This is a genomic window from Geomonas edaphica (assembly GCF_004917075.1).
Lineage (GTDB): Bacteria > Desulfobacterota > Desulfuromonadia > Geobacterales > Geobacteraceae > Geomonas > Geomonas edaphica.
In genome coordinates, this window is record NZ_SSYB01000001.1 from 14,869 (window position 1) to 33,211 (window position 18,343).

The 18,343-nt window shown below is 57.4% G+C and carries 19 protein-coding genes and 1 tRNA gene; 11 read left to right on the top strand and 9 right to left on the bottom strand.

All coding sequences use genetic code 11. The features are described 5' to 3' along the window. Positions 1 to 204 precede the first annotated feature (204 nt). The 5 genes from E8K79_RS00040 to traJ all read right to left on the bottom strand — a co-directional run bounded on the left by E8K79_RS00040 (position 205) and on the right by traJ (position 4,811). Positions 205 to 1,146 (bottom strand): hypothetical protein, encoded by a 942-nt coding sequence (locus E8K79_RS00040; protein ID WP_136512924.1) that lies wholly within the window; start codon positions 1,144 to 1,146, stop codon positions 205 to 207. Positions 1,147 to 1,174: 28 nt separating this feature from the next. Beyond that, positions 1,175 to 1,501: an XRE family transcriptional regulator gene (locus tag E8K79_RS00045; protein ID WP_136512925.1), complete on the bottom strand. Its 327-nt coding sequence runs from the start codon at positions 1,499 to 1,501 to the stop codon at positions 1,175 to 1,177. Between the two features lie 2 nt (positions 1,502 to 1,503). Beyond that, complete coding sequence (locus tag E8K79_RS00050; RefSeq protein ID WP_136512926.1) at positions 1,504 to 1,863, bottom strand: type II toxin-antitoxin system RelE/ParE family toxin; 360 nt, start codon at positions 1,861 to 1,863, stop codon at positions 1,504 to 1,506. A 212-nt stretch (positions 1,864 to 2,075) separates the two neighbouring features. After that, positions 2,076 to 4,400 (bottom strand): TraI/MobA(P) family conjugative relaxase, encoded by a 2,325-nt coding sequence (traI, locus tag E8K79_RS21035; RefSeq protein WP_162604565.1) that lies wholly within the window; start codon positions 4,398 to 4,400, stop codon positions 2,076 to 2,078. Positions 4,401 to 4,448: 48 nt separating this feature from the next. Continuing rightward, a complete protein-coding gene (traJ, locus tag E8K79_RS00060; RefSeq protein WP_136512927.1) occupies positions 4,449 to 4,811 on the bottom strand; it encodes a conjugal transfer transcriptional regulator TraJ in 363 nt (120 codons plus the stop codon). 412 nt (positions 4,812 to 5,223) lie between these two features. On the opposite strand from traJ, the gene E8K79_RS00065 reads away from it, so the two are divergent. The 4 genes from E8K79_RS00065 (at position 5,224) to E8K79_RS00080 (ending at position 6,863) form a co-directional block, all read left to right on the top strand. Beyond that, positions 5,224 to 5,604, top strand: coding sequence for a TraK family protein (locus E8K79_RS00065; RefSeq protein ID WP_136512928.1), 381 nt, complete (start codon positions 5,224 to 5,226; stop codon positions 5,602 to 5,604). 68 nt (positions 5,605 to 5,672) lie between these two features. Then, positions 5,673 to 5,939: a helix-turn-helix transcriptional regulator gene (locus E8K79_RS00070; protein ID WP_136512929.1), complete on the top strand. Its 267-nt coding sequence runs from the start codon at positions 5,673 to 5,675 to the stop codon at positions 5,937 to 5,939. A gap of 142 nt (positions 5,940 to 6,081) precedes the next feature. Beyond that, positions 6,082 to 6,369, top strand: a complete 288-nt coding sequence (locus E8K79_RS00075) for a DUF4258 domain-containing protein (RefSeq protein WP_136512930.1) — start codon at positions 6,082 to 6,084, stop codon at positions 6,367 to 6,369. Continuing rightward, positions 6,366 to 6,863 carry a type II TA system antitoxin MqsA family protein gene (locus E8K79_RS00080; RefSeq protein ID WP_162604566.1) on the top strand — a complete coding sequence of 166 codons (498 nt, stop codon included), beginning with the start codon at positions 6,366 to 6,368 and terminating at the stop codon, positions 6,861 to 6,863. The genes E8K79_RS00075 and E8K79_RS00080 overlap by 4 nt, the downstream gene beginning before the upstream one ends. Positions 6,864 to 7,162: 299 nt before the next feature. Here E8K79_RS00080 and E8K79_RS00085 read toward each other — a convergent pair. The 3 genes from E8K79_RS00085 to E8K79_RS00095 form a co-directional block, all read right to left on the bottom strand. Next, positions 7,163 to 7,237: transfer RNA gene (locus E8K79_RS00085), tRNA-Cys, on the bottom strand. 60 nt (positions 7,238 to 7,297) lie between these two features. Next, positions 7,298 to 7,888 carry a CDP-diacylglycerol--glycerol-3-phosphate 3-phosphatidyltransferase gene (pgsA, locus tag E8K79_RS00090; protein ID WP_135870316.1) on the bottom strand — a complete coding sequence of 197 codons (591 nt, stop codon included), beginning with the start codon at positions 7,886 to 7,888 and terminating at the stop codon, positions 7,298 to 7,300. 18 nt (positions 7,889 to 7,906) lie between these two features. Next, the gene (locus tag E8K79_RS00095) at positions 7,907 to 8,482 is read right to left on the bottom strand and encodes a transglycosylase SLT domain-containing protein (RefSeq protein ID WP_246038061.1); all 576 of its coding nucleotides are present in this window, start codon (positions 8,480 to 8,482) and stop codon (positions 7,907 to 7,909) included. 380 nt (positions 8,483 to 8,862) lie between these two features. On the opposite strand from E8K79_RS00095, the gene nadB reads away from it, so the two are divergent. The 7 genes from nadB (at position 8,863) to E8K79_RS00130 (ending at position 17,429) form a co-directional block, all read left to right on the top strand. Beyond that, positions 8,863 to 10,458 (top strand): L-aspartate oxidase, encoded by a 1,596-nt coding sequence (nadB, locus tag E8K79_RS00100; RefSeq protein WP_135870314.1) that lies wholly within the window; start codon positions 8,863 to 8,865, stop codon positions 10,456 to 10,458. Between the two features lie 7 nt (positions 10,459 to 10,465). Beyond that, the gene (locus tag E8K79_RS00105; RefSeq protein ID WP_135870313.1) at positions 10,466 to 10,741 is read left to right on the top strand and encodes a chorismate mutase; all 276 of its coding nucleotides are present in this window, start codon (positions 10,466 to 10,468) and stop codon (positions 10,739 to 10,741) included. A 13-nt stretch (positions 10,742 to 10,754) separates the two neighbouring features. Then, on the top strand, positions 10,755 to 10,964 hold the full coding sequence (locus E8K79_RS00110) for a hypothetical protein (RefSeq protein ID WP_135870312.1): 210 nt from the start codon (positions 10,755 to 10,757) through the stop codon (positions 10,962 to 10,964). Further along, entirely contained in the window at positions 10,964 to 13,648 is a 2,685-nt protein-coding gene (gene glnD / locus E8K79_RS00115) for a [protein-PII] uridylyltransferase (protein ID WP_136512932.1), read from the top strand. The genes E8K79_RS00110 and glnD overlap by 1 nt, the downstream gene beginning before the upstream one ends. Next, positions 13,648 to 14,526: a site-specific tyrosine recombinase XerD gene (gene xerD, locus E8K79_RS00120; protein WP_136512933.1), complete on the top strand. Its 879-nt coding sequence runs from the start codon at positions 13,648 to 13,650 to the stop codon at positions 14,524 to 14,526. Before glnD ends, xerD begins: the two co-directional genes overlap by 1 nt. Before the next feature lie 157 nt (positions 14,527 to 14,683). Next, positions 14,684 to 15,883, top strand: coding sequence for a cofactor-independent phosphoglycerate mutase (locus E8K79_RS00125; RefSeq protein ID WP_136512934.1), 1,200 nt, complete (start codon positions 14,684 to 14,686; stop codon positions 15,881 to 15,883). Positions 15,884 to 16,124: 241 nt separating this feature from the next. Then, on the top strand, positions 16,125 to 17,429 hold the full coding sequence (locus tag E8K79_RS00130) for an aminotransferase class I/II-fold pyridoxal phosphate-dependent enzyme (RefSeq protein ID WP_136512935.1): 1,305 nt from the start codon (positions 16,125 to 16,127) through the stop codon (positions 17,427 to 17,429). 238 nt (positions 17,430 to 17,667) lie between these two features. On the opposite strand, the gene lepB is transcribed toward E8K79_RS00130, so the two are convergent. After that, positions 17,668 to 18,342 carry a signal peptidase I gene (gene lepB / locus E8K79_RS00135; protein WP_136512936.1) on the bottom strand — a complete coding sequence of 225 codons (675 nt, stop codon included), beginning with the start codon at positions 18,340 to 18,342 and terminating at the stop codon, positions 17,668 to 17,670. Between the last annotated feature and the right edge of the window lies 1 nt (position 18,343).

Consider the following 18,343-nt stretch of genomic DNA (forward strand, 5'->3'; position numbering starts at 1 on the left):
CAGCTGGATGTGTAAAAATTTCCCCACCGCACCAACGCTTTGACTTTGGGTATAGGAGTACTACGTCGGGAAGAGAGGCCCGGCCATCCAGGGTTGCAGCACATCGCTTGATCACGCTTCTCAGTTTGAAGGTGTGGGGCCGCTTCTCATTCGGGAGACGACGAATCGATGTTGCTGGCTTCTGTCGCCAGCATCCATTAGGCATCAGCAGAACATTTCATATTCTGATTGTAAGTCATCATATTCGACTAATAGAAGCAATAATCCCTTCAGAGGTACCCTCATTGCTTGAGTAAATGAAAAGTACTCGCCGGTGGCTGCTATCTCAAATTTGTGTATTTTCTCAAGTATTCCAAAGATAGTAGAGTATGTGTATATAAGTACAGTAGATGAATCTTTCAGTACAATCTTTGAAGATTTTGATAATTGACCGAATAAAGCAGTATTAAAGTATTCGGTTTCAGATGATAGGGCAAACCCTCCAAGAACATTAGTTAAATAGTCAATGTGAACTGATCTCGAATAATGATTATATAAAGTCTCTCTAGTTTGTGCCATCAGGTTATTATTGTCAAACCAGATGCGCCGCTCTATTGCATTCAAATGACTATTCAACTTTTTAGGCTTAAAATGTTTATACCACAGTTCCCTGGCTTCTTCCGAGGCCCTCCCTTGGCAGTACAACCGGAATAACTCTCTGTCTGATAGTATTGACAAAAGTAGCCAGCAGTGTTCCAGTAAAACCCTGATAAGTGATCTTGCCGGAGTATTTAGCCCACTTTCTACTAACTTTAAAATTGAAATAGAATAATTAGATATAACGATTAAAGAAGAGCTAAGCACGAAATTCGGGTTAGGATTACTTGCACCAAGCCAGTCTGCTGGAAGCATCTCTACCTTGTCGTGCTCTACAGCTAGCGCAAGAAACCCGAAAAGAATTCCGCATACGTACCCTATACTTAATAATTCCGATAATTCACTTCTGCTCTCGATAAAAGTCTCTCGTTGACAGTCACTGAAAAACCTGTCGAGAACGTCAAGGTTACTAAGCTTAGCCGCAGCACGGACTTCTTTAGGACCATTCTTCCGAATTTCACGGAAACATGTCTTCAATATGTTTCTAACATTTTCATTTTGAATATTCATTCTTGTATTTGTGGAATATTGCCACTAATCAGGCCTTCATTGCCTCATCGAGATCTTTAAACTGGTTGATCCGAACGCTGCCGTCCGGGAAACGGGCTACTACCTCCAGGTCGCCTCCCATCGCCTTGATCACGTCTCTAAGGGTGGAGATGTACATGTCGGTCCGCTTCTCGATCCGGGACACGTTGGACTGGTTGGTGTGAAGGCTTTTCGCCATCTGCTGCTGGCTCATCTTCCTCGCTTGGCGCAACTCTTGGAGCGGCATTTCCTTCAGAATCTGGTGGGTCTGCTCTTCCGCCTGGGCGCGTGCGGTAGGCGCCATCTTGGCTCGCAGTTCGCTATATTTCCTTGCCATTGCTATTTACCTCCCTGTTCTTCCACTTCTTCCAGATACTCGTCATAAAGCCGGTCGGCTATTGGGACATTGACCTTGTACCAGCGGCTGTTACCGGTCTTGTCGCCTCCCAAAAGCATTATCGCCGTGCGGCTGGGATCGAAGGCATAGAGCACGCGCAAAGGGCGGCCTTGGTGCTGGATGCGCAACTCCCGCATGTGAGAATGCTTGGAGCCGCTGACGCCTGATGAGTAGGGGAAGGGAAGGTTGGGGCCGCACTCCTCGAGGAGGCCGACCACCGTGTCCACATCGATCTGTGCCGCCTCGGTGAGATCCTCCCACCATTGTCCAAATTCGTCGGTAAACTCGATATCCCATACCATAGAAGGTATATACCTTAGAAGTCATATTTGAGCAACGGTTTTTGCTTGTGTCGCCTCTCCGCTATTGGCGTAACGCCAAAGCGAGGAACTACAAGCCTCTTTTCGGTGTCGATCTTCTCTGCGCCCATATCTCCCTATAGGGGGTAGCGGGAATGCCTGTTGTATGCCGTTTTTGAAAATCTAATCTTCACGGGGCCACTCTGGTGCCTTGATCAGATCCTTGGGGTGCGGCCTTTCGTTTTCTGGCCCCCGTCTGCCCCTTCGGTTCCACTGCGCCCCCTATTTCGTGTAATTGAACCATTTGCTGACACGGTGACGGTTTCCCCTATGTGCACGCGCTTGAGCCGCAAGGCGTTTTCGGGGGCGACGGGCAGAACCATTATCTCCTCGTTCCTTTTGAGAAGCACCAGGAGCTCTCCTTCCACCTTGCACATCCCCGCGAAGACGGCGGAGCCTCTGTCTGCTGGGTCGTAGCGGTGGTGTTTCGGTACGTCTGAGGCTTTCAGCCGAATGGTCTCGCGTTCGGCAATGTATTTCTCAGCGGCGGCCTGGCCTGCTGTCATCTCTCCTTGTCTAGAAATACCCCTTTGCACGCGGTAATCCGGTTTGGCTCCTTGCCGCTCCAAACGATCAGGGACATCATGCGGCCGTAGCACCTGACCCCTGTCGGCCAACTGAAGCACACCGAGTTCTGACAGTTCTCGCAGACGGTTCTGGCCTTGGGGCGGCGGTTTCCGTCCAATGCCTTCGACCTTGGGCTTGCCGTAGCGGGCTGCGTGTCCACTTGCTTTCTCCACAAGGATTCCGGACTCCAGCAACTCCTGGCGGTGGCGCTCCAATCCGGCATCGTCAAAGGTGATGGGCAATCTGCCGACGGCCGCCACCCGGACGACCTGTTCCTTGAAGGCTTCGGTACCGTTGACTGCGATGCAACTGCCATACTTTTCCGAAGCCAAGAGTAGGGCGTCCTGCAGCCCCTCTATTGTGTACCCCCTCGAAATTTGAAGCCTGTCCCCGTCATCGCGTACCACGGTCGAGCCGACGTGATAGATGACCGTTCCTTTTTTGGTGATGCCGTCCCGTTCTGCCACTGTCGGTGCATTCTTCCGGCCACCCTTGCCGGTTACGGTGTTTCCTTTCAGGCCGGTTGCCGCATCGCGGGCCCGCAAAGCGGCTAGGGCCTCCGGGTCCCCCTCGACGGCCTTCGCCCTCAACCAGTCGGCCCATGAACGCCATGGGGATCTGCCATCGACGGCCAAGCGCTCGGCTGTGCATTGCTTTTTGATCCTTCGGATTTCCTCTCGCAATGTGTTGTTGATCACGCCATAGAGGACTCGTTTAATCGCTCCGTTCGCTTTCACCGCCTTGATATTATCCCGCTTTAGCTTTGCTATTCGTTTGGCCGAGTCGACCAGGTACTCTTTGCGCTTCGCTATTTTGGTCTTTTCGGCCGCCCGCGCTGTCGCGGCTACTTGTTGGTCGTCGCGAAACTTCGCGTACAGCTTGGCGGTATCCAGCCGTGAATGCATCGGCTGCGCTTGGTAATGCCTGCCGCTTGTTTTTACGGCTTCCAGATGTGAGAGGTTCTGCAGGAAGTTTTGTCTAAGTGGCGGGGGCATAGCGCCTATTTTGTCGGTCGGCGGGGATAGCACCAGGCGCAGTTTCGCTGCATGTACGACGGCGGCGGCCAGGTCATCGGCCACCCCAGGCCTTTTCCCACCGGCTTGTTTAGTCAGACGTGCCTGCATGACCCGTATGGCATCCACCTCGTCGAGCGGCTCAAAAGCCCCCAGTCGTTTCTCCAGCTTGCTTTTCGACAGTTCCCTTGAAACCGAACTGGCCTTGACGCCAAGGCTGTCACCGTCCGTGATGACGAGACCGTTGCCTCTTCCCTCAATTTTCAACCCGCTGTTGGCCAGCAGGGCGTGCAACTCGGCCCAACTTGTGGCTAGAAGCATCTCTTCGACACACTCGCGCTGGATCCACCCCAACAGGCTTTGCACTCCGGCATGGTGCTCCATGTCAGCAGCACGGTTCTCGCTTCCACTCCTCAACACCTGGTGGTTGTCTGGTTGGAGACCGTATTGCTGTTCGAGTTTTTGGCAGAGTTTCCCCAGGGTTGTGTGATCATAGTAAGGATCGTGAATGGTGTGGCGTGTCGGGTGAATCTTGTTAATCGCGATGTGAAAGTGCAGATTGTCCGTGTCGTTGTGGACCACACAGACCCGCTGATGCTCGCTGTAACCTAACTCGTTGCAGATCCTCTCCTCGATCGCTTTCAAAGTGGCGTCAACCGGTTCCTCCCCTGCACGAAAACTAACTATCAAGTGATAGGTTTTGTCTGATACCGCACGTGTATTGCGAGCCTGGGTGTTGAGGACTTCGAGGATGGCGACCTGCCACTCTTCAGATTGACAGTTGCTGACTGCCACAGAGCCGAGACGGTGATGCTTTCCTTGTCTATCGGTTAGATACTTCACCAAACCACCGTAATCGCTCCTGCCCACGGACCTCATTGGTACCTTCTTGGCGATCATGCCACGGCCTCCAGGAACGCAGGTTTTTTAGCGGCTAAAAGTTGAGGTTCACCGCAAGGCCTTTGGTATAACCACGGTGCGCATGATTTCCTGCATCTTGTCCTGTGTGTTCTCGATTTTAGAAAGGAGGGCGAGAATGAGTCTCTCGTCGTACTGCGCCGTGTGCGGGGCGTCGGTAAGCCATAGCTTTAGGAGGCCGCCCAGGCGGCCGAGGTCTCCGTTGATACGTGCTAACTCGTCAACTCGGTCACGGTCCAGGATGTTATGCACCTGGTACCCCAATCCCACGTTCCGCAGATAGGCGGCGACAGGTAGGCCGGTGGTCGCCGCCAACTTCTCGATAGCGGCTTTCTCGTCCGGTCGCACCGGGACGTGCAGTTGTTGCGCACGGGGTGTGTTCTTTTCAGCCATGATGGCCTCTTTGAGGAGTACGGCTTCAAGGTGGGCGACGGCGTCAGCCGTCCAGCCTCGCAGAGCAGGATACCCGTTGAGCACGAAGTGCGAATAAGGGGAAGTGAAGATAGTTAACCGGCTTGCCGGTTAACTAACTTCACATATCCTGCCCCGCTCCGGACAGCGATTATTCCGATACGGTTTTTAGACCATCACAATTTTACCGCAACGTTACATGGAATTAGTGGTATTGAATTAAATTATGCAAAAATTATGAAAGATCAGCGATAGAATTTCGATGCCGGGTTAAAGTAGCGGTACGTAGCGGTAACGTAGCAGTGGCGTAGCGGTAGCGTGGCTGTTACAAAGGCGACAGCGTAGCGATTAAAGAGCTGTAAATTCCGATGGGCAAAATGGGGTGGGCAGACAGATGAAAACTCTTTCTGAACGTATAGCGGCCAGGTGTGTCGATAAAAAGCCGATTCTCTCCAATAAAAAACAGAACCGAGCCGTTTTCCTGACTTTGCGTCCCGACATCATACAGGCGCTCAACGACGGGTGGCCGGTCAGGGCAATATGGGAAACCCTGCATGAGGAGGGAAAGGTGGCTTTCGGTTATTCCGCATTCTGCGGTTACACGAACCGCCTGATCCTGGCTCCGTCCAGCCGCCATCAGAAGCAGCCTACCAATGAGCTTTCCGAGACACACAAAACGGCAAACACTGGAAAGAACGCACCGGAAACAAAAGACACCCCCCAAATAAGCGGGTTCACCTACAACCCTTCGCCCAAGAAGGAGGACTTGTTCTGATGGGCAAGTCCATGCTGTGCTGCAGGCAAGGAATATATGGCGTTCGTTTACCAGGGAGGAGGTCTCGCGTGGAGAGCGACAAATTGATCAGGCGCAGACAGTTGTTGGAGCTGATCGGGATGAGCCATACGACGCAGTGGAGACTGGAGAGGGCGGGGCGGTTTCCGGCGCGGGTAAGGATAGGAACAGGATCGGTCGGGTGGCACTTGGCGGAGGTTGAGGAGTGGGTCAGGGAGCGGGAGAGAAAGAGGGAGCAGGAGGCCGCCCGGGAGGGTAGGGGAGGTGTGACGCTGGAGGCGGGCGTTACCGTCGACGGCTTCCGTGGGAAGAGATGACCTGACCAAGCCCCCCCTTGCTTCGCAATATTTTTTCCTATAAGGTGTACCACCTCTCGTTGTACCATCTCTCTGTCGCCCTCTCATAAAGTTGTGTTGAACACAACTTTTGTTTTGAACCCAACCCCTAAAGGTGTATAGTATGCTTAACGAACCGTTGAAGCGAACCGAGACGAAGAAACTGATCCGGTCCATCTTGAAAGACGGGGATGTCTCCTTTGCTCAACCCCACGCGCTGGAGCGGCTGGAAAAGCACGGCATGTCCACCCTGGATTGCCTGAATGTACTGCGCGGCGGGACCATCGAGGAGGCGGAGTACGAAAACGGGGAGTGGCGCTACCGGGTGCACACCGGGAAGATGACGGTGGTGGTCCGGTTCGAGGACGAGACGGAATTGATGATCGTAACCGCATGGAGGATGCTGAAATGAGATGCCCGGTTTGCGAGCGAGCCGAGTTGGTGGAAAAGGTGCAGAACTACCACTACCGCGAATGCGGCCTCGGTAACGTGGTTCTTACAGGGATCACGGTGAGGAGTTGCCCGGAGTGCGGTGCGCTGGTGCCTAAGATACCCAGGATGGAGGCCCTGCACGACTGCATCGCCCATGCCCTGGTGAAGAAGGAAGAACGGCTCACTCCGGAAGAGATCGTATTCCTAAGGAAGTCCCTCGGTTGGTCTGGTGCCGATTTCGCCGACAACCTGCACTGCGACAAGTCGCAGGTCTCCAAGTGGGAGAACGGGCGGGTGCCGATGAGCAAACAGAACGAGTTGCTCTTCCGCGAGATCGTCGCGCGCGGCAAGAAGATCGACGACTACAAAAGGACCGACGCGGCACGCAAGGAAGCGGGCAAGGTTGGCTCCCTCTTCGTCAGTATGGACGACAGTAAACGCCAGTGGACCGACGAGTGGAGGGAAGCGGCGTAGCGGTACCAGAAAGTGAAGGCATCAGGCGCAAAAAGACCCGGCCACTTTGAAGTGGTGCCGGGTCTTTTTTTACGGCATATGGTCCGGTTATTACGGCACCTATTACGGCATGACAAGGATGCCGTGTCGTCCACTGATGCCTCGATGGAGGGGGGGCGTGCCGGTTCCCGCCTCGCCACGGGGCGGCCGAGGGGTTGCAAAGTTATTGCAGCGATGGTTGGCTGAAAATTTATTACAGCGATTATTACAGCGATAAAAAAAAGGGCTTACGACCTGAAATCGTAAGCCCTTGTTTTTATTGGAGGCGGCAATCGGATTTGAACCGATGAATGAAGGATTTGCAGTCCTTTGCCTTACCACTTGGCCATGCCGCCTTGTGCATCGAAGGAACCCGTATATAACCCGATTCACTTCTCGGTGTCAATGGGAAATTTTTATTTGACGATGACCCGAACGAATTTGTAAAGGTAATCCACGCCGCTCCAGATGGTTATCACGGTCGCGATCCAGAGATAGAACATGCCGACGTTGTGCATGTTCACAACGAGCAGCGGATGATCGATACCGAAGAACCAGTGGTAGTCGTAGTGCAGCAAGAGTCCGATTATGGCGACCAGTTGGAAGATGGTCTTGAACTTACCGAGGTTGCTGGCGGCGATCACGATCCCCTCGGTGGATGCTATGCCGCGCAGCCCCGTGATGATCATCTCGCGCCCGAGGATCACGAGCACCATCCACGCGGGAACCCGGTCGAAGGGAAGGATCATGATGAGCGCGGCCATGACGATCAGCTTGTCGGCGATCGGGTCGAGGAACTTTCCGAACACGGTGACGATCTGCATCTTCCTGGCGAGGTAGCCATCCAGCCAGTCGGTCACCGAGGCGGCGGCGAAGAGGGCCGCGGCCCAGAAGCCGCTTTCCCGCTCGGGCGAAAGCAGCAGGACGCACAGAAGCGGAATGGCCGCGATGCGCACCATGGTGAGGATGTTCGGGAGGTTCATGATCTGGGCTGGGGTAGAGGGCATGCGGTGTCTGCCTTTGCGCTATCGGTAGTTGTTGCGGTAACTGAGTACCTTGGCCACGTAGGTCTGGGTCTCGGGATAGGGGGGGATGCCGCCGTACTTCGCCACGTTGTTGAGGCCGCAGTTGTAGGCGGCGACGGCTAGCGATTCGTTCCCCTTGAAGGTGTCCAGAAGGAACCTGAGATAGCGCACCCCGCCGCGGATGTTGTCCTGGGGGTTGAAGGAATCGGCCACCTTGAGCCCCTGGGCGGTCTTCGGCATGAGCTGCATCAGCCCTTGGGCTCCCTTGGAGGAGACCGCGGTCGGATTGTAGCCGCTCTCGGCGTGGATCACCGCCTTGATGAGCGAACTGTCTACGCCGTACTCGCGCGAGCAGGAGTTGATGATCGGCTCGAACTCGGCCGGATTCCTTGCGTACCCGGGGAGTTTGAAGGCGGTCCGCAGCTTCTTGTCCTTCTTGATGTCCCGCATGAAGATCTTGAAGCGCTTGTCGGTGGGAGCGTCGGTGAAGTGGACGGTACCGTCGGGAGCCTCGTACTTGTATATGTCGGCGCGGACCGGCGTCGATAGGGTGAGCGACAGGGCTGCCGTCATCATGGCGGCCGTCACTGCAATTCGGTGTGACAAATGGAGCATGTGCTTCCTTTTTTAATGGGAAAGAAAATTATGCCACCGAAATATATAGACTAATAAGCATGATAATTCAAGGTCTAATACATCCTTAGAGACGCATAACCTGTCAAAAGTCTTGACAAAAATCTTGGGGGGATCAATAATTTGCGGGTTTTCCAGTACCGGTTCATGCGAAGAACGCAAGGTATCCGCGACGCACCCGAAGCGATCTCCTTTGAGGGCACAGGCCCAACGTTGCCTCCCAGACCCCCTAAAGCTTTTCCTTTTCGTACTCGCGACTGCTGCACGGCTTCGTTTCATACTTCGGGCCTGATGTGGGCCCAATCCAGCTTATGGGGGGAGTAATGAAAGAGAAAACTGATTTTCTTGTGATTGGCAGTGGCATCGCGGGGCTTTCCTTCGCGCTGCAGGCGGCCGCTCACGGCAGGGTCGCCCTGGTTACCAAGAAGGACATTTCCGAATCCGCCACCAACTACGCCCAGGGGGGCATTGCCACCGTATCCTCGGAGGAGGACACCTTCGACGCCCACGTGCAGGACACGCTAGTCGCCGGTGCCGGTGTCTGTCACGAGGACGTGGTGCGCATGGTGGTCGAGGAAGGGCCGCAGGTGATCCGCAACCTGATCGAGTGGGGAGTGCAGTTCACCAAGAGCGGCGACGCCTACGACCTGACCCGTGAGGGTGGCCACAGCGCGCGGCGCATCCTGCACGCCGAGGACATCACCGGCCGCGAGATCGAGCGCGCCCTGGTGCAGGCGGTTTTGAAGCACGACAACATCACCATCTACGAGGACCACATCGCCATCGATCTCGTCACCGAGGCGAAGGTACTCAAGAAGAACCTCGAGGAAAACCGCTGCCTGGGCGCACACGTGCTCGACAGAAAGAGCGGTGAGGTACGCACCTTCACGGCGCGCATCACGCTTCTTGCCTCCGGCGGCGCGGGCAAGGTCTACCTCTATACCTGCAACCCCGACGTCGCCACCGGCGACGGCGTCGCCATGGCCTACCGCGCCGGGGCGACCATCGCCAACATGGAATTCATGCAGTTCCATCCGACCACGCTCTACCACCCGAACGCCCGTTCCTTCCTCATCTCCGAGGCGGTGCGCGGCGAGGGTGCTATCCTCAAGCGCCGTGACGGCACCGCCTTCATGGAGAAGTACCACCACCTAAAAGACCTCGCCCCGCGCGACATCGTGGCCCGCGCCATAGACAACGAGATGAAGACCTACGGCGACGACTGCGTCTACCTCGACATCACGCACCGCGGCGCCGAGTACATCACCTCCCGTTTCCCGAACATCTACCAGACCTGTCTCGAGTACGGCATCGACATGACGAAGGAGATGATCCCGGTCGTGCCGGCGGCGCATTACCTCTGCGGCGGCGTAGCGGTAGACAAGAACGCCGAGACCGACATAAAGCACCTCTATGCCATCGGCGAGGTCGCCTTCACCGGCCTGCACGGTGGCAACCGCCTGGCGAGCAACTCGCTTCTCGAGGCCGCGGTATACGCGGGGCGCGCCTACAAGCACGCGGTGCAGGTCCTGAAAGACGGCGAGTTCAGCTTCCCCCAGATCCCCGAGTGGGACGCCGGTACCGCGACCAACTCCGACGAGATGGTGGTGGTCTCCCAAAACTGGGACGAGATCCGCCGCTTCATGTGGAATTACGTCGGCATCGTGAGAAGCGACAAGCGTCTGGCGCGCGCCATGCGCCGCATCGAGCTCATCCAGGACGAGATCGAGGAGTACTACTGGAACTTCATCGTCACCTCCGATCTCATCGAGCTTAGGAACATCGCCACCGTCGCCCAGTTGATCGTCGCCTGCGCGCAGATGAGGAAGGAGTCGCGCGGCTTGAACTACAACATCGACTATCCGGGCGTCGACGACGTGAACTGGAAATGCGACACCCACATAAAGAAGAAGTTCTGAGGGCTCCATGAGCATAGACGACATCAGGGATCGGATTGACCGGCTGGACAGCGACCTTTTGCGCATCTTCAACGAGCGTGCCTCACTTGCCCTGCAGATAGGGGAGATCAAGAAGGGGCTCGATCTGCCGGTCTACGACCCTGCCAGAGAGAAGCGGATCTTCGCTCGCATGACGGCGGAGAACGAGGGGCCGCTGGATGATCAGGCCATCGTGCGTCTCTTCGAGAGGGTGATCGACGAATCGCGGCGCCTTGAAAGGATCATGACCCGGGGCGAACACTAAAGGAGGTTTGCAGGTGCTGATCGTAATGCGCAAGACGGCCGACGAAAAGGCCCAGGAAGAGATCAAGTCGTACCTCATCGAACGCGGTTTCGACATCCACCAGTCCACCGGAGCAAACCGGGTCATCATAGGCGTCATCGGCGACACCGAGAATATCCCCGAAGCGGATATCCAGGCGTTTCCCGGCGTCCTGCAAGTGGTCCGCATCGCCAAGGAAGAGTGATGCGCCTCAACATAAACGCATACCTCTCGGAGTCGATGAAGGGAGACGGCAAGAGCTTCGAGGAGAAGCGCGGCGCCTACCTCGCGGCTGCGCGCGAATTTCTGGAGCATTTCCGGGAGGAGTCCAAGCGTTCGCACCGGGAGGGTGAGGACGGCATCTCCGTGGTGCAGTCGATAACGGCGATGACCGACGCCCTTGTGACGCGGCTTTTCACCGCGCTCTCAGACGACCTGCAGATGCATAAAAGCGGGCAGCTGGCGCTCGTCGCGGTTGGGGGGTACGGCCGGCGCGAACTGAATCCGTACTCCGACCTCGACCTCCTCTTTCTTTACAGCGGGAAGGAGTCCAAGGTGGTCGAGGAGGCGGCGAACCGCCTGCTTTACTTCCTGTGGGACCTGCGCCTGGACGTCGGCTATTCGGTGCGCACCATAACCGACTGCGTGGAGATGGCGAATAACGACATCACGGTGAAGACGGCGCTTCTCGACGCGCGCCTTCTCACCGGCAGCGAGCACCTCTTCGGCGAGCTGAAGAAGATGATGGTCACCCAGGTGCTCGCCAAGAGAAGCGACGCCTTCATCGGCGAGAAGCTGGAGGAGTTGAGGAAGCGGCGTGAGAAGTACGGCTCCAGCGTCTATATCCTCGAACCCAACATCAAGGAAGGTGAGGGGTGCCTCAGGGACCTGCACACCGCGATGTGGGTCGCCAAGATCAAGTACAAGGTGGACGAGCCGCGCGAGCTGGTTATGAAGGGTGTCCTCTCCGAGGAGGAGATCGGCATGTACTACAGCTCGCTCTCCTACCTCTGGCGCATCAGAAACGAACTCCATTACCTGGCCGGCCGCAAAAACGACCAGTTGACCTTCGAGGCGCAGATCTCCATCGCCCGATTCTTCGGCTATGAGGACCGAGAAAAGACCCTCGCCGTAGAACAGTTCATGCAGGACTTCTACCTCCACGCGAACCGCGTCGAACACTTCAGCTCGCTTCTCATCACCAAGTGCAGCCAGCGCGACGACTCCACCCGCAAGATCCTCGGCTACTTCACGCGCCGTCCCATCGGAGACGGGTTCTACGTCGTTAAGGGGGAACTCGTGGTCCCCGACGAGAGCGTGATCGAAAAGGATCCGGTCCGTCTCATCAAGATCTTCGAGCATGCCCAGAGGCAGGGGGTGGCCCTCGGACTCGCCACGAAGACCCTGATCCGGAACAACCTCGACCTCGTCAACGACAAGTTCCGCCGATCCAAAGAGGCGAATGCCTCCTTCATAAACATCCTGCAGTCCGAGAAGAAGCTCTACGACACCCTGCAGCAGATGCACCACCTGGGCTTTCTGAACCGTTTCATCCCTGAGTTTGAGCGCATCTACTGCAAGGTGCAGCACGACGTCTACCACATCTATACGGTCGACACCCACACCCTCTTCGCCGTCGAGGAGATCGCGAAGCTGTGGCGCGGCGAGCACAAGGAAACCCTGCCGCTTCTGACCCAACTCGCCATGGAGGTCGACAAGCGCTGGCTTTTGCTCCTCGCCGTCTTGTTCCACGACATCGGGAAAGGGGGAGGGGGGGGGCATGCGGAGATCGGTGCCGAACTCACGAAGACCATCGCCCGGCGCATGGGGCTCATCAAGGAAGATTCCGAAAGGCTGCAGTTCCTCGTGCGCCAGCATCTCCTTTTGGCCCACATCGCCCAGCGCCGCGACCTGCACGACGAGCGCATGATCATCCAGTTCGCGCGCCAGATGGAAAAGAGCGAGAACCTGAAGATGCTCTACCTCCTCACCTACGCCGACATAAAGGCCGTGGGGCCGGAGGTATGGACCGAGTGGAAGGCGCTTTTGCTGCAGGAACTCTACGAGAAGGCGTTCACTGTGCTGGAGCGCGGGGACTTCAAACTGGAGGCGTCCGGGGAGCGTGTGCGCCGCGTCAAGCGGACCATCTTCGATCTTCTTGCCGACGACTATCCGGGGCAGTTCATCAAGGACGAGCTGCAGGCGCTCTCCACGAGGCATCTTCTCTCTTACGCCCCCGAGCTCATCGCGGGGCATGTGCGCATCCTGCTGGAGATGCCCAAGACGCAACTGGTGCTGCAGGTGTCCCACGAGGTGGATAAGGGATTCACCAATTGCACGATCTGCACCTACGACGTTCCCGGTCTCTTCTCTATGATCACCGGGGTGATGGCGGCCAACGGCATGAACATCTTAGGCGCGCAGATCCACACTAACAGGAACGAGAAGGCGCTGGATATCCTGCAGGTCAATTCGCCGCAGGGTTTCGTGATCACCGAAGAGAACCGCTGGGCCCGATTCGAATCCGATCTGCGGCAGGTGCTGGAAGGAAAGGTCCGGGTAGGGCAACTGGTGGCGAAAAGGCACCGCCCGAGCATCCTCACCGAGAAGGCGAAGCCGACCGTGCCGGCGCGCGTGGAGATCGACAACGAGGTCTCCTCCGATTACACGGTCATCGACATCTACGCCCACGATAAAGTGGGGCTTTTGTACAGCATCACCAGTACGCTGACGCGGCTAGGGCTCTACATAGGCGTCTCCAAGATCTCCACCAAGGTGGACCAGGTCGCAGACGTCTTCTACGTGAAGGACATCTTCGGCCACAAGATCTCGGATCCCGGCAAGCTCGAGGAGATCCGCAAGGAGCTCCTCGAGGCGGTTGACGGCTAGTGGACAGCTACCTCGACCTCTTCCTGCACTACCTCCTGGTGGAGAAGGGGGCGGCGGCGAACACGGTGGCGGCCTACAGCCGCGACCTCACGCGCTACCTTGCCCACCTGGGGAACCGGGAACCCGGAGACATCCGCCCAAGCGACGTGACCGGGTACTTAACGAGGCTCAAAGGGGAGGGGATCGCGCCGCGAAGCCGGGCGAGGGCGCTTTCTGCGCTCAGAATGCTGCACCGCTTCCTGGTCCGCGAAGGTTACTGCGAGACGAACCCGACCGCCATCATCGAGGCCCCCAAGGGGGTGAAGAAGCTCCCGGCGGTCTTAAGCCCACGCGAGGTGGAGGCGCTACTCGCCGCGCCCCTCGATACCGGCGCCATCGAACTGCGCGACAAGGCGATGCTGGAGCTTCTCTACGCGACCGGGCTCAGGGTTTCCGAGCTGGTGGGCCTCAAGGCGAGCGACGTCAACATCTCCGCCGGTTACCTGATGACGATAGGTAAGGGTGACAAGGAGCGTCTGGTGCCGATGGGGGAGAGCGCGTGCCGTCATGTGCGCGAGTACCTCGGCCAGGCACGTCAGGAGCTTTTGAAGGAGAAGAGCTCACCGCTTCTTTTCATAAGCCGTCTGGGCGAGGGGATGACCCGGCAGGCCTTCTGGAACATCATCAAGAAGAGGGCGCTTCAGTCCGGGGTGAGAAGCGGTATCTCGCCGCACACCCTGCGGCACTCCTTCGCGACGCACCTTTTGGAGAACGGTGCGGATCTGAGGAGCGTGCAGATCATGCTCGGCCACGCCGACCTCTCGAGCACCCAGATCTACACCCACGTGACCCGGGAAAGGCTCAAGCGACTGCACGAAAAGGTGCACCCCAGGGGATGAATAAAAGACTCAACGCAAAGGCGCAAAGGCGCGGAGACGCAAAGAGACCTCCGGAGTTACACCTTTTCCGGTTTCAACCTTTGCGCCTTTGCGGCTTCGCGTCTTTGCGTTAAAGAAGTGTTTCAGTTAACACCAATCACTTATAAGGATGGATGCTATGAAGTACGTGATATTGCTTGGCGACGGGATGTCGGATCACCCGGTCGGTGCACTGAATGGAAAAACGCCGCTGCAGGCGGCAAAAACGCCCAACATGGATTTCATGGCCAAGAGGGGAACGCTCGGGCTCGCGCAAACGGTGCCTGAAGGCTACCCCCCCGGCTCCGACGTGGCGAACCTCGCCATGTTCGGCTACAACCCGGTTGACTGCTACACCGGCCGCTCCCCCCTCGAGGCGGCAAGCATGGGTGTATCCCTCGGGCCGGACGACGTCGCCTTCCGCTTAAATCTCGTGCACCTGGAGCCGCGCGGCGGCAAGCTGATCATGGAAGATTATTCGGCCGGGCATATCTCCACCGCGGACGGCCGCGAACTGGTGGAGGAGTTGCAGCGCCATCTCGGCAGCGAGGAATTCTCCTTCCACCCCGGCGTAAGCTACCGCCACCTCATGGTATGGCATGGCGGCAAGACCCAGATCAAGATGACCCCGCCGCACGATATCTCCGGTCAGGACATAACCAGTTACATGCCGGTGGGAGAGGGGAGCGACCGCCTCATCTACCTGATGAACGCCGCTCAGCTGGTCTTCCACAACCACCCGCAATACAAGCGCCGCGCCGAGAAGGGTGAGACTCCCGCCAACTCGATCTGGCTTTGGGGGCACGGCAAGGCACCCGCCATGGATAAGTTCACCACCCGCTTCGGCCTCTCAGGCGCGGTGATCTCGGCAGTCGATCTCATCAAGGGAATCGGCGTCTACGCAGGCCTCGACATCATCAACGTCCCCGGTGCGACCGGCTACCTGGACACCAACTTCGACGGCAAGGCCCAGGCCGCGGTCGAGGCGCTCAAGGAGCGTGACTTCGTGTTCGTGCATGTAGAGGCGCCCGACGAGGCGTCGCACTCCGGCAAGCTGGAAGACAAGATCAAGGCGATCGAACTCTTCGACGAGAAGATCGTCGGCCCGGTGCTCGAAGGGATTAAGCAGTACGGCGCGTACCGCATCCTTTGCGCCCCCGACCATCCCACGCCGGTCGCCCTCATGACCCATACCGGTGAGGCGGTTCCCTTCGTGATCTATGCCGGTGAAGATCAGGAGAAGGGGAATGTTGCCGGGTACGACGAGGTATCCGCCACCGCGACCGGCATCAAGGTCGACCCCGGCTACAAACTGATGGAGATGCTGCTGAACCGGTAGTAGCGGTCCCTTCGCCCTCCGGGAGAGGGGTAGGGGTGAGGGAGATGCCGGCAAGGAAGCGTGCTGCACGGGCAAACGGGCCAGTTTCGCTGCCGTCCACATAAAATGAAATCGTCTGCCCTGCACCTTCACATTAAGCGTTGACAACCGCCTGGCGTCGGGTTTTAATGGCGAGTCTATGACCGCCCGACCCACGGTCATGCCCCCGGGCGATATCACACTAAGCTTCAGGAGGAATTTGATGAATCCATTAGCCGCGGAGTTAAACGAGTCTCTGGCCCAGCACAGCCCCCATGTACTGGAGATGCTGTCCGATCTCGGCAAGAACCTCTTCTTCCCCAAGGGAATCCTTACCCAGTCGGCTGAAGCCAAGGATAAAGCCCACAAATTCAATGCCACTATCGGCATCGCCACCGAGAACGGCGGCCCGATGTACCTTTCCTGCATCCAGGACAAGCTGACCTCCTTCGATCCGAAGGACATCTTCCCGTACGCTCCGCCGGCAGGCAAACCCGAGCTGCGCTCCCTGTGGCGCGAGAAGATGCTGCGCGAGAATCCGAGCCAGGTCGGCAAGCACTTCAGCAACCCGATCGTAACCAACGCGCTCACCCACGGCCTCTCCATCGTCGCCGACATGTTCGTCGACAAGGGTGACCACCTGATCCTTCCGGACATGCTCTGGGGCAACTACAACCTGACCTTCGGCACCTGCTCCGGCGCCATCGTCAAGAAGTACCCGACCTTTACTGCGGCGGGCGGCTACGACGTCGACGCCTTCAAGGCCGTCTTGAAAAACTCGGCCGAGGAGAAGGGGAAGGTAATCGTGCTCCTTAACTTCCCGAACAACCCGAGCGGCTACACCCCGACCGTTGCCGAAGGTGACGCCCTCGTCGCCGCCATCAAGGAAGTTGCCGAGTCCGGCTGCAACGTGGTCGCCATAACCGACGACGCCTACTTCGGTCTCTTCTACGAGGACAGCCTGAAGGAGTCGCTCTTCGGCAAGCTGGCCAACATCCACCCGCGCATCCTTGCAATTAAGCTCGACGGCGCCACTAAGGAAGAGTTCGTCTGGGGCTTCCGCACCGGTTTCGTCACCTTCGCCGACGGCAACGACTACGAGAACGCACCGGTCATGAACGCCCTCGAGAAGAAGGCGATGGGCATCATCCGTGCCCGCATCTCGAACTGCCCGCATCCGTCCCAGACCTTCGTCATCGAGGCGCTGCGTTCCCCGGACTTCCTCAAGCAGAAAGAGGAGAAGTTCGAGATCATGAAGGGGCGTGCGCTCAAAACCAAGGAAGTCCTCAACAGCGGCAAGTACGACAGCGCCTGGGATTACTACCCGTTCAACTCCGGCTACTTCATGTGTCTGAAGCTTAAGAACGTGGATTCCGAGAAGCTGCGCGTGCACCTCCTCGAGAAATACGGCGTCGGCGCCATCTCCACCACCAAGACCGACCTTCGTATCGCCTTCTCCTGCATCGCCGAGGAGGACATCCCGGAACTGTTCGACATCATCTACAAGGGTGCACAGGACCTGGCTTAAAACCTAACGGACGTTCAACGTTCAACGTTCGACGTTAACAACTCAAAAGCCCCTGACGCTAGCGCGCAGGGGCTTTTTTGTTGCTTCGAAGCAGGGATGATATGTCGTGACGTCAACATTCTCTCTACCCGGTGTTCCGGCATCTAATTCCCGAAGAACAATAAAGGGCCCCCCGAAATGCAGAGGGCCCTTTTTGAGTTGAGGCTGCGAACGTTGAACGCTGAACGTTGAACGTGTTTTAGTTTATGAGTTTGCCGATCGCCCCCAGGCGCGGGCGCATCTTCTCGCTGTCCCAGGACCAGTACTTGATGAAGGCAAGCCCCTTGATCTTCTCCCTGGTCACGAAGCCCCAGAAGCGGCTGTCGTAGGAACGGTCGCGGTTGTCGCCCATGACGAAATAGGAGTTGGGGGGGACCGTGACCGGGTCCTTGAAGTCCCTCGGGTTCATCTCCTTCGGGATCAGGTCCGCCTCCTTGTGCACCTCGTGCGGGTTGGCGTAAAGCTTCCCGTTCACGTAGACCCGCTTGTTCTTCACCTCGACCACGTCGCCCGGAACGCCGATGACGCGCTTGATGAAGTCCTTGGACGGGTCCTCAGGGTACTGGAACACGATGACGTCACCCTGCTTCGGATCGCGCAGCTTGAGGATCTCCGTGTCGGTGAAGGGGATCTTGGTGCCGTAGATGAACTTGTTGACCAGCAGGTGGTCGCCGATGGCGAGGGTGTCCTCCATGGAACCGGAGGGGATCTTAAACGCCTGCACGATGAATGTGCGGATCACCAGGGCGAGAAGGATCGCGATGATGATTGATTCGGCATACTCGCGGACGATGTGTTTCGCCTTGACGGGTTTGGTCGGTTTCGCTGCAGGCTCGGCGGGCTTTTCTTCGCAGACGTTCTTGTAATCTTCCATG